Here is a 10,570-nt window from a genome sequence, read left to right as displayed (position 1 = left end):
CCCCCTGGAATCCAATCGCCGCCTGATCAAACGGCATTGTTCAGGGCCGACTAGGTAGTCGGTCCGGTGCGCAGCACGATCGCGCCTTGAGACGCCACGATTGCCGCTACTCGGGTGCAGGCCATGTCCTGGGTCGTCCGCCCGGTCTGCGCCATGGCACCTGTCACGACAGTCGTGACGATGAGGGCTGCCAGAAAGGGCTTCATGCTAGCGATGCTCGAGCTCGGTCGTGGCGACAGGTAACCGACCCAGTTCCCGCGAATTCCGCAAAAAGCCTTCCGCGCATGACCTCACGCCGCGTAGTCTTCCGGCTCTGGCCATGCGGTCTCCTGCATGATCGTCTCCGCGCGCTCGATCGCTTCCCGAGCCGCAGCAAGGCATGCACGCTGGCGGCAAGGGTCCGAGAACACCCCGAAGGGATTCACCCCGCTGCAAAAGCCGTTGAGGGCGTCAAAGGTCTTCAGGACCTCCTCCTGGACCCGCTCTGTCGCGGTCACGGCAGCAGCGATCATATAGGCTGATCCCATCTTGCTCTCCCTCCCCGGAGCCGATGGATCAGAATCAATAGTGGCAGACTTGGTCGATTGTTTGCAGGCATGCCCTCATCGCCTGTCATCTCCGGTTCTAAATCGAGATCCCGTGGCCGGGAGACCGCGCCTCCGCCTTGGTCGAGACATCCGCTCAAAGCGACGGGCTTCTGTTGGTTTAGGCTGGAGTAACGGGGCATTCTGCCTGCCTCCGCCAAAGAGGCTGGTCATTGGATCGGCCCTGGAGCATCGCCTCAGCGCACCATTTCGATCCACAGGACCAAGATGATTGCGACAAGGGCGACAAGGGCCAGGAAGTCTCCCTGATCCATCGCCACACGCCTATGGTCCTCCCCGGAAGACCTCGGAACCATGGGTTCATAAGAAAGGATCTTGGGTCGATCCGGCTGAATCGCAACTCCGACGCAGCGCTCGCACAAGGGCTGGAGCGCGAGGGGTGTTCGCGGGCTTTACCTGCGAGCCGCATGACTCCATGCGCGGGCTCCGCACGATGCCCGTCCTGTCTCTGCACGCGGAGGACCCTGCCAGCCGGCAGCTCCTCTCAGCCGATCTGAGGCGACTTCAATCAGAGAGTCGGGAACAGAGGACTAGGGCGGCTGACCGCTGTGGTAATGGCAGGCATGTGACGTCCTCCTCCACCTCGCGCAGAATTTGCACGGGGACGACTATCGTGGGTGAAGGCTGAAATTCGACCATGCAGGACACAACCTTGCATGGTCTGTCCTGCCTCGCGTGATTGTTGTCTCGGCAGCAAAGACGGGTCTACACCGCGTATCCAGCGACAGATCGCCTTCAGCCAAGTATTTCAGCTTCGGTCTGGTATGCGGCCTTGATGATCAGTCGATCACCTCGTTTGCCTGCGCGAGGAGGGTCGCCGGTATCGTGAGGCCGATGGCCCTTGCCGTCCTCAAGTTGATGAGGAACTCGAACCGGGTCGGCTGCCGGATCGGGATGATCCCAGGATCAACTCCGCTAAAGATCTGATCGATCTGGTCCGCTGTTCCGCGAAACGTCTCGTGCAGATCAATCGCATAGGCGAACAGGCCGCCGGCCTCGAAGAACTCGCGGAACGGATAGAGGGCCGGGATCCCCGCTTGGTTGGCGAGCGCCACAATGAGACGATGGTGTTGCCGAGCATACGGGCTATCGCTGATGATCAGCAGCTCGACCCCCTGATCCATCAACGTCTTCATGGCGTCTCGGAGTTCATTCTCGTCGCGAGGCTGGCTCAGAGATGCTCCGATCAGCGTGAGGCCGATTTCCCGCAACGACTCTCGCAGATACGCCCAGAATTGATCGGCCCCAGGACCGGTCGCGGGAGAGAAAGCGAGAAAGCCGACTCGTGCTGCGCCCGGGACCGCTTCCTTCAGGATGGTGGCACGCTTCACGATGAGAGATGGCCCAGCAGGCTCTGAGCCGACGCCGGTGATATTCCCGCCAGGACGAGCCTGGCTGGCCACGAGCCCGCTCCCGACCGGATCGGCAGTGAAACTCACAATCGGGATCCGATTGGTGGCCTGCTTGAACTCGCGCGTAAGAGGCGTCGACCACGTCAGGATCGCGTCAGGCGCGCTCCGCACGACCTCGCGCGCCATGCCGGCGAACTGTTCGATGCGCCCCTCGGCCGAATAGCGCTCGACGACGAGGTTTCGGCCTTCAACATGGCCGAGTGCGTGCATCCGCTCGAAGAAACCTCGCAGGTGCCCGGTTGTGGTGAGATTCTCGGTCGGCTCGACCGGAGAGGCGATCGCCAGTCGATGGACTTTCTTGGCTTGAGGGTAAGCAGGCTCTGGCTTCACCGCGACGGCAGCGCCGAGAAGCATGATGAAGTGCCGCCGCCTCATGCGATCATCTCGCCGGGCCAATGCGAACGGAACAGCATGATCGTATCGCGCCGACGTGACGTCCGCTATCGAAACGTTTGCCAGGATATGGGCACGCCGTCAGTCGGCCGTCGCGTCCTGTCGCTTTGTGTCACAACATGGCAGCCAAACGTTACTGCTCGAAGTGCTAGCGCAACTGCGCCAACGTGTGGGATGATTGGTGACCAGGCAGACCACCCGATCGGGAAACCGAGTAGCGGCACGTGCGAGATGTGCTGCCTGAGCCTCCGGAGAGGTTCGCTCAAAGCGACATCCCTCTCGCCCGAGACGATGCTCGGCAACAGGATAGCGCAGTCTGGGGCGGTCGGAGTATAATCACTGGGCTGCGGGGCGCATTGCGGCCACGCTGAGTGGTGCGTCGTGGCTTGCCCGACCTTGGGAGGCCGCCCATGGAAACCGTCACTCTTCCCCGCCGGGATTTTCTCGCTTACGGCAGTGCGGCCGTCGCTGGATGGACGGCTCTCCGCTCGTCCCTGGCGCACGCGTTCCCGTCCCGCCCGGGTGAGGAAGTCATCCCCTGGGCGGACCAGCCGCCGCCAATTCCCGATGCTGCCGCCAGCGATGTCCAGAACCTCGCCAGGTGGGAGGACCTGAATTCCTGGCTGACCCCGAACGAGCGCTTCTTCAGCATCTCGCACTACAACCGACCCGTGATCGACGCGGCGTCCTGGTCCTTGCAGATTGGCGGAGAGTCCGTCGCTCAGCCCCTCAAACTGACGCTCGAGGACATCAAGGCCCGGCCGCGCCGCGAGGTCGTGTTCACGCTCGAATGCTCCGGCAATCATGGCCACCCCTGGTTTACCGCCGCGGTCGGCAATGCCCGCTGGGCGGGCACGCCGCTGGCGCCGATCCTCGAGGAGGCGCAGGTGCGCGGGAGCGCCCGCGAGGTCGTGTTCTTTGGCACCGATGCCGGAGAGGAAGAGGTGCGAAACACCAAGGTGCGGCAGAACTTCGCCCGCAGCATGTCTCTCGACGATGCCATGAGCCACGACACCATCCTGGCTTACGAGATGAACGGGGCTCCCCTGCCCCAGCCCAATGGCTTTCCCCTCCGCTTGATCGCGCCCGGCTGGTACGGGATCGCCAACGTCAAATGGCTCGAGCGCATCGAGGTGCGCGACAGCCGGTTCATGGGCCGCTTCCAGGCCCGGGACTACGTGACCCTTCGCGAGGAGCAGCATGACGGCAAGGCGGTGAACATCGAAACTTCGGTGGGGAGAGCGCTGCTCAAATCGGCTCCCGCCAAGGTGACCCGGCAGGGTGATCACTACCGCATCGTCGGTGCGGCGTGGGGGGCGCCCATCGCCAGGGTCGAGGTGCAGATCGACGACGGGCCCTGGGTGCCGGCCACCATCGACCGCAGCGAGGAGGCCGACCATGCGTGGCGGATCTGGTCCCTCGATTGGGAGCGTCCGTCCCCGGGCGAGCACCGGATCACGTCGCGCGCGACGGACTTCCAGGGCCATGTCCAGCCGGCGATGAACGATCCCTGGATCGCCAACAAGCGCACCTACTGGGAGAGCAACGGGCAGGTGACGCGCAGCGTCCGGGTGAGTTGACGGAGGCACCCTTGCGGAGAGCCCAGGTGAAAGCGCAACGGCCTCGTTGAAAAGCCTGGGTTCACCTCAGCAGAGCTAACGTTTAGGCCGAACCTTATCGTTGCGCATTGGGAGGTGTTCGCGCGAGGAGGCTCCCAAGCCGGGGATCAGGTGCACCCGTGGTTCTCTCTCGCTGTAGAGGTTCGTTAAGGTGCCGTTGCGTCAGTTGATCCCGTCGAGGGAGCGTCTGACATGCTCGATGGCCTCGGCGCACAGGCGGCTTGGATCCCGTTGACCCCTGGAGACCTGATCGAGGATGAACCAGGCAATAGCTTGCAGCGGCAGGCGTGCCTTGAGCGTGGGATCGTTGTCGAGCATCAGCAGGGCGGCTTCCAGGGCAGTGGTCGCAGACCATACGCCCTCGGGATCCAGTCGTCCTGAGCGCGGGCCTGGCTCCGTCATCGCGAGCCCCTCCACGAGGATCGGGCCCGCGACCATGCAGGACAGCCAAGGGCCGATCCGGCTCCGCCAGGGGGAAGTTCAACCCCGGCTCGCCAGCCTGATCCCGATGGTGGCACCGGGATGAGCGAGCCGCAGCCGTGGTCATGACGCGACTGCCCTGACGGCACTGCATGGTATCGCGGCTCATCGGTTAGGTGATTAGGCCCCTTGTCTGAGCCGGATGGCCGAAGCCCGAGCCGAGATCGGCAGCCCGTGGCTTGGAAGTTGGCTCGACACTCGGCGACACTGCCCGGGAATACCACGAGGGTTCAAATCAGGCGCAGGAACTCCTGCTGTTCGAGACCTTGGCGGCTGCTCAGGAAAGCTCCGAGCTCGATATGTGCATATGCCTGCTAGAAGCGACATTGGGCTCGTGACGGATGAACACCGCGCCTGACGAGCCGAAGACGCTTATCCAGGAGAAGCAACAGCCCCGCCCTACGCCGCCACAGGATGAGCGGCTGGAAGGTGCCAGAAGACGACCGTCGAAGTGAGTGCCAGATTCACGGTTCGAGCCTTTCAGGGCTCATGAACTTAATTCGTCATCACCGTTAGCCTTCGACCCCGACCGCTTACCAACTGGTTCACGTATCCTACTGTGTTGAACCCAATTGCGCGAACTCTTCCAGCCCAGAGCTCGCGCGCTCCGAGAGAACTCCCAGCGGCGCGATGCCGTGGCCGATCGCGATCAGGCAGAACACAGGGAGTAGGATCGCGGCGTCCATTCGGACTTCCAGTTCCTGCAACTTCAGCGGGGAATGGACATTGAGAAGAAATCATGAGCGGAGACGCATGATGGCTTCAAGTTCTCGCCCCCTCGCTATCGTAACCGGCGCGTCCGCGGGTATTGGTTATGAGCTCGCACGGGTCTGTGCCGAAAACGGGTTCGATCTGCTGATCGCTGCCGATCAACCCAAAATCAGCGACGCGGCGCAAGAGTTTCGCCGGCTGGGAGCCAACGTCGACGCCATCGAGACGGATCTCGCGACGGTGGAAGGGGTCGACAAGCTCTGCGAGGCCGCGAGGGGCCGGTCCGTGGAAGCTCTTCTCGCCAACGCTGGCCATGGCCTCGGCAAAGCCTTTCTCGACCAGGACTTCGATCAGGTCCGGCACGTGATCGACACCAATGTGACCGGAACCATCTACCTGATCCAGAAGGTCGGCCGCGACATGCGCGCCCGAGGCACAGGGCGGATCCTGATCGTCGGCTCGGAGGCAGGCTTCGTCCCCGGAACCTTTCACGCGGTCTATAACGGCACGAAAGCGTTCATCGACTCCTTCTCCTTTGCCTTACGCGCCGAGCTGAAGGGATCAGGTGTGACGGTCACCTGCCTCATGCCGGGGCCCACCGAGACCGAGTTCTTCAAACGCGCCGACATGATGGACACCAAGGTCGGGCAGATGTCGAAGGACGATCCCGCCGACGTTGCTCGAGTGGGCTTCGAGGCCATGATGCGCGGCGATGGGGACGTGGTCGCCGGCTGGAAGAACAAGCTGAAGACGAGCATCGCTACCGTGACTCCGGCTGGGTTGTTGGCCGAGCAGCACCGCAAGTTGGCCGAACCCGGCTCTAGCAGGAGCAGCGGTTCGGGGTCTGCGATGCTTCCCTTCATGATCGGCGCGGCAGCCCTGACGATCGGCTGGATCGGCCTGCGGCGAGTTTCAGGACAGGAGGGATACCGGCGATGGCGTTCGGATGCTCGCACGAGGGCGTGAGTCTCGCCGACCGAGTTGTCCTCTCTCCTTCGCCGTGCTTGCGACGGGTGCCTCCTTGAGGAAGCTTTATCCGCGAGACCTTTGACACACGGACTTGCGCCGGCCGCGGCCGATACATGCGGCTACGCGGCAGTCCACGGGCATGTCTGCACAGGGTCAAAGTGCGAAGTAGGGCAGAGCCAACGAAGGTCCGCTCACCTCGCGATTGCGGAAGTTCGGCCAACTTCAGCTCTGTGCCAAGAAGCAGCGCCCGAACTATCCAGCCTAGCAATCATAAGGGTGCGTTCAGGGTCGACAATTTGGAGCCATCGCCTGGGTACGCCTGCTGGATTTGGACTCCAGTGTCGGTCGCGCGCGGATGGCTTTTGCGATATTCTATTCAGGAGAGAGCGGCCGGTTCCGGCCGACGCGCCCATCGGACGATGGAGGGGTGCCTTGACCGAGGTCCAGTTCCGTAGGCTCATGGGCGGGACGATCGCCCTTTCAACCGACATTCTAAGTACGCTACAGCTCCGCGGCAGCTTCTGCCTCCCCGACGAAGCTGGGTACGACGAGGCGCGGACGATCTGGAACGCCATGATCGACCGCAGGCCCGCCGCTGTCGTGCGCTGCCGCGGTGCAAGCGACGTAATGCGAGCGGTGCGCTTCGCGCGGGACAACTCTCTCCTCGTGGCGGTGCGCGGCGGTGGCCACAATATCGCCGGCAACGCGGTCTGCGAGGACGGGCTCCTGATCGATCTGTCGCCGATGCGCTCCGTCCGCATCGACCCGAAGAGTCGAACGGCGCGGGTTGAGCCCGGCGTGACACTCGGCGAGTTCGACAGAGAGGCGCAAGCCTTCGGTCTCGCGACGCCGCTCGGGATCAACTCGACGACGGGAGTCGCAGGGCTCACGCTCGGCGGCGGTTTCGGGTGGCTCAGCCGAAAACTCGGGTTCACGGTCGACAATCTCATCGCGGCCGACGTGGTTACCGCCGACGGTGCGCTCGTTCAGACGAGCGCGGTCGAGGAACCGGATCTCTTTTGGGCCATCCGCGGCGGTGGCGGCAACTTCGGCATTGTGACTTCGTTCGAGTTCAAACTGCACGCGGTCGGGCCCGACCTGGTATCGGGGCTCATCGTCCACCCGTTTGGGAACGCTCGGGACCTTCTCGCCGGCTATCGCGACGCAGCGGCGGCCGCCCCCGACGAGCTCACTGTCTGGGCGGTGCTGCGCAAAGCGCCGCCCTTGCCGTTCCTGCCGGCCGAGGTCCACGGAAAGGAGATCCTGGTCTTCGCCGTCTGCTATGCTGGCGAGCCGGCGAACGCGGATAAGGCGCTGGCGCCGCTTCGCGCTCTCGGTGAGCCGATCGCTGACGTGATCGGCGTCCAGCCCTATGTGGCCTGGCAAACGGCGTTCGATCCGCTGCTTACTCCGGGAGCGTTCAACTACTGGAAGTCGCATAATTTCACAGCTCTCAGCGACGGACTGCTCGATACGCTGGTCGCTTATGTCGGGACATTACCGACGGAAGAATGCGAGATCTTCATCGGCCAGGTCGGCGGCGCTAGTAACCGTATTGACGCTGCCGCGACCGCCTATCCGCACCGCGACGCCAATTTCGTGATGAACGTGCATACAAGGTGGCGGGAACGCGGGGACGAGCGGGCCGCGATCAAATGGGCTCGTGACTTTTTCGAGGCGACAGCGCCATACGCGACCGGCGGCGTCTACGTCAATTTCATGCCGGAGGACGAAACGGAGCGCGTGACGGGGGCGTATGGCAGCAACTACGCGCGGCTATCGGCTCTCAAGGCAAAATACGACCCGGGTAACCTGTTCCGGCTGAACCAGAACGTGTTGCCGAAAGCTTAGGAACGTGCGACCCGCATCCCCGAAACGCATGCGCGTCGGCGCTCCACCGCATACAGTCGGATGGCCGGATCGGGTCAACTCCCGCCGCCCGATTCCGCCTCCGAACGTCCGCTTCGGCGTCGTGAGCAATCATCCGCCGGACGACAGGAACGTGCCATTCGGAGACCTTCCGGGCCCACACCATCCCTCACGCTGAGCCGTCAATACGGTGAAGGTAAAGTTACGCGGAATGCTCTTTGTCGAACCCGAAGCAGCGGATGCGAGCAGAAGCCGTCTACCGCCGCTTTGCGAGGCGCTGCCGGATCCATTCCTGGGCTGCCTCCAGATCGGCGTAGGTCGGGTGATCCGGTCCTTCCAGGCGCCCGAACCCAGCTTCCAGGTACCAATGACCGGACAGCCCGTCATAGTGATCGCCGAGCCGGGTCAGAACCGCGACAAGCCGCAGCTCCTCGTCGAAGACCAGCATGCCCTCCTCGTCGCTACCATTGGCAACACGCACGGGCTGGAGGGTGAAGGTCATGCGGCTGCCCGCTCCTGCACCAGATGAAGGTAGGTCGGGTCGAAGTCGCCGGCCTGCTTCAACTTCTCCCAGTCAAGAACGCTCAGCCGTTCGCCTTTCAGCTCGATCAGGCCGTCGGCCCGCAGTTCCTGAACCACCCGGTTCACATGGACCGTCGAGGCGCCGAGCGCATCGGCGAACTCAACCTGGGTGATCGGCAGGGTGCAGGCATGGTCCTCGACAAGGCCCACCGCTCTCAGACGCACCAGCAGCTCGCACAGGACATGCGCCATCCGTGCGTAGGCTTCGCGCCGCCCGACATTGAGCAGCCACTCGCGGAAGACGGCTCCCTCCACGAGGGTTTCGCGCCAGAAGGCGGCGGCGATCCGGGGACAGCGCATGCAGAGATCCCACAGGGCCTCATGGGTGATGAAGCCGACGCTGCACGGGCTCAGGGTCGCGACGCTGATGTCGAGCACCTTCAGGTGCAGGCTCTGGATGTCGGGCATGTCCCCGGGGATGCCAAAGGCCACGATCTGGCGCCTGCCCTCTCCAGAGGCCTTGTAGGTGCAGGTGAAGCCGCTCAGGATCACAAAGGATCGGGAGGGGCGGTCGCCTTCGCGCACAATGTCCTGATCCTTCCTGATCACGGCCACCTGCATCGGGAGGGCGAGGAGCGCCTGCCGCTCCTCATCGGTCAGGGCGAGGATGCTCTCGAGCTTGCGGACGAGCGGGTTGTGATCGGGCGGGAAAGGTTCAGGCAATATCACGTCCCCTGTTGTGCAGGCGTCCGTATTGGCCATTGCTGATGATGAAACCACCATTACAGCCAGGTGTATGCCTGTCTTTGACCTGTGTTACTTTTTCGTTTTCTCTCAGCGGCTATTTCGGGAACAAGGGAGAGCCGCCGCGAACCCTTGCAAGCGACACACGTGTCCGCGACTCGCGCGAGATTGGCGTTTTGACGCGCTCTCAGCGATGGGCGAGTGCGTCCAGGATGAGCCGCCGCCGGACGTGCCACTGGTCGAGGATCAGCTCCAGTTGCCGCAGCAGATCCTGGGCCTCGATCACGTCATGGCCCTTCTCGATCATCCGCTCGATCCGGTCGAGTTGCGCGCATACCCGTAGATCGGCTTCGGCGGCAGTGGGGGCATCGACGGTGCTGGCCATCTTGGCACTAGAGCCTCGGATGGGAAATAGGATTCTTTAGCTTCTGGGCTGGGCCGACCTGTGATTCCCTCTCTGGGGTGGAGGTGGATCATGGGTCGAAGCTATTCTCTCGATCTGCGGGTGCGGGTCGTGGCGTTTGTCGAGGCGGGCCATTCCTGCCGGGCGGCGGCGCGGCACTTTGGGGTCAGCGACAGTTGTGCGATCAAGCTGATGCGGCATCGGGCGCAGTCCGGCTCCCCGGCTCCCGCCCAGCAGGGGCGACCACCCGGACGTGGCAAACTGGCTCCCTACGAGGCCTTTCTCGTGCAGACGGTGGAGAGGCAACCCGACATCACGATGCCGGACCTCGCCGCGAGGCTGTTGGCGGAGCATGGCGTGAGCGCCGCTCCCGCGCTTCCTGTGCCGCTACGGCTTCACATATAAAAAAACGCCTGCTGGCCACGGAATGCGCACGCGCCGACATTCGCGATGAGCGTCGCGTCTGGACGAGCCAGCGCCAGCCCCGCATGCGTGAGCAGCCGTATCGGTTTGTGTTCCTCGATGAGACGGGTGTGAACACCAAGATGGTGCGGTTGCACGGCCGCAGCCGCCGGGGCAAGCGCCTGCCCGCGTCAGCACCGTTCGGGCCCTGGAAGACGCACACCTTCATGGCCGGCCTGCGCTGCCATGAAGGTGTGTGCGCCGTGGGTGATCGATGGCCCGATCACCCGATTGGCCTTCGACCGCTACGTCGAGACGCAGCTCGCTCCGACGCTGGCGAAAGGCGATGTCGTGATCCTCGACAATCTCGCGGTCCACAAGAGCGCCAAGGCCGCCCAGCTCCTGAAGTCGAAGGGCGCCTGGTTCCTGTTCCTGCCACCC

At 63.5% G+C, this 10,570-nt stretch carries 12 protein-coding genes and 1 pseudogene; 5 read left to right on the top strand and 8 right to left on the bottom strand.

Annotated features, from left to right (window positions below; genetic code table 11):
* Positions 1-50: 50 nt before the first annotated feature.
* The 3 genes from BN1233_RS47625 to BN1233_RS32685 all read right to left on the bottom strand — a co-directional run bounded on the left by BN1233_RS47625 (position 51) and on the right by BN1233_RS32685 (position 2,392).
* Positions 51-206, bottom strand: a complete 156-nt coding sequence (locus tag BN1233_RS47625; protein WP_154678330.1) for a hypothetical protein — start codon at positions 204-206, stop codon at positions 51-53.
* 84 nt (positions 207-290) lie between these two features.
* On the bottom strand, positions 291-527 hold the full coding sequence (locus BN1233_RS32690) for a hypothetical protein (RefSeq protein WP_048709710.1): 237 nt from the start codon (positions 525-527) through the stop codon (positions 291-293).
* Positions 528-1,384: 857 nt separating this feature from the next.
* The gene (locus tag BN1233_RS32685; RefSeq protein WP_046867835.1) at positions 1,385-2,392 is read right to left on the bottom strand and encodes an ABC transporter substrate-binding protein; all 1,008 of its coding nucleotides are present in this window, start codon (positions 2,390-2,392) and stop codon (positions 1,385-1,387) included.
* 428 nt (positions 2,393-2,820) lie between these two features.
* On the opposite strand from BN1233_RS32685, the gene BN1233_RS32680 reads away from it, so the two are divergent.
* The gene (locus tag BN1233_RS32680) at positions 2,821-3,990 is read left to right on the top strand and encodes a sulfite oxidase (protein ID WP_046867834.1); all 1,170 of its coding nucleotides are present in this window, start codon (positions 2,821-2,823) and stop codon (positions 3,988-3,990) included.
* Between the two features lie 201 nt (positions 3,991-4,191).
* Here the strand turns inward: BN1233_RS32680 and BN1233_RS32675 are convergent, their stop codons facing one another.
* Both BN1233_RS32675 and BN1233_RS50675 read right to left on the bottom strand, forming a co-directional pair.
* Positions 4,192-4,431 (bottom strand): hypothetical protein, encoded by a 240-nt coding sequence (locus BN1233_RS32675; RefSeq protein WP_147707680.1) that lies wholly within the window; start codon positions 4,429-4,431, stop codon positions 4,192-4,194.
* Positions 4,432-5,063: 632 nt separating this feature from the next.
* Positions 5,064-5,195, bottom strand: a complete 132-nt coding sequence (locus tag BN1233_RS50675; protein WP_280139478.1) for a hypothetical protein — start codon at positions 5,193-5,195, stop codon at positions 5,064-5,066.
* Positions 5,196-5,262: 67 nt separating this feature from the next.
* Here BN1233_RS50675 and BN1233_RS32670 point away from each other — a divergent pair.
* Both BN1233_RS32670 and BN1233_RS32665 read left to right on the top strand, forming a co-directional pair.
* A pseudogene (locus tag BN1233_RS32670) lies at positions 5,263-6,048 on the top strand (SDR family NAD(P)-dependent oxidoreductase); the annotation flags it as partial.
* 573 nt (positions 6,049-6,621) lie between these two features.
* Positions 6,622-8,040, top strand: coding sequence for an FAD-binding oxidoreductase (locus tag BN1233_RS32665; RefSeq protein WP_425311763.1), 1,419 nt, complete (start codon positions 6,622-6,624; stop codon positions 8,038-8,040).
* A 274-nt stretch (positions 8,041-8,314) separates the two neighbouring features.
* Here BN1233_RS32665 and BN1233_RS32660 read toward each other — a convergent pair whose 3' ends face one another.
* The 3 genes from BN1233_RS32660 to BN1233_RS32650 all read right to left on the bottom strand — a co-directional run bounded on the left by BN1233_RS32660 (position 8,315) and on the right by BN1233_RS32650 (position 9,709).
* Entirely contained in the window at positions 8,315-8,560 is a 246-nt protein-coding gene (locus BN1233_RS32660; RefSeq protein ID WP_046867831.1) for a hypothetical protein, read from the bottom strand.
* A complete protein-coding gene (locus tag BN1233_RS32655; RefSeq protein ID WP_425311766.1) occupies positions 8,557-9,309 on the bottom strand; it encodes a Crp/Fnr family transcriptional regulator in 753 nt (250 codons plus the stop codon). Before BN1233_RS32655 ends, BN1233_RS32660 begins: the two co-directional genes overlap by 4 nt.
* A 202-nt stretch (positions 9,310-9,511) precedes the next feature.
* Entirely contained in the window at positions 9,512-9,709 is a 198-nt protein-coding gene (locus BN1233_RS32650) for a hypothetical protein (RefSeq protein ID WP_046867829.1), read from the bottom strand.
* Between the two features lie 90 nt (positions 9,710-9,799).
* On the opposite strand from BN1233_RS32650, the gene BN1233_RS50095 reads away from it, so the two are divergent.
* Together BN1233_RS50095 and BN1233_RS50090 are read left to right on the top strand one after the other, a co-directional pair.
* Positions 9,800-10,132, top strand: coding sequence for an IS630 transposase-related protein (locus BN1233_RS50095; RefSeq protein WP_244470987.1), 333 nt, complete (start codon positions 9,800-9,802; stop codon positions 10,130-10,132).
* Positions 10,133-10,375: 243 nt separating this feature from the next.
* Positions 10,376-10,570, top strand: a 195-nt coding sequence (locus BN1233_RS50090; protein WP_244470986.1) for a transposase, incomplete at its 3' end; no start/stop codon positions are given.

Source organism: Microvirga massiliensis, assembly GCF_001006805.1.
GTDB lineage: Bacteria > Pseudomonadota > Alphaproteobacteria > Rhizobiales > Beijerinckiaceae > Microvirga > Microvirga massiliensis.
This window is presented reverse-complemented; position numbering and strand designations above follow the sequence as displayed.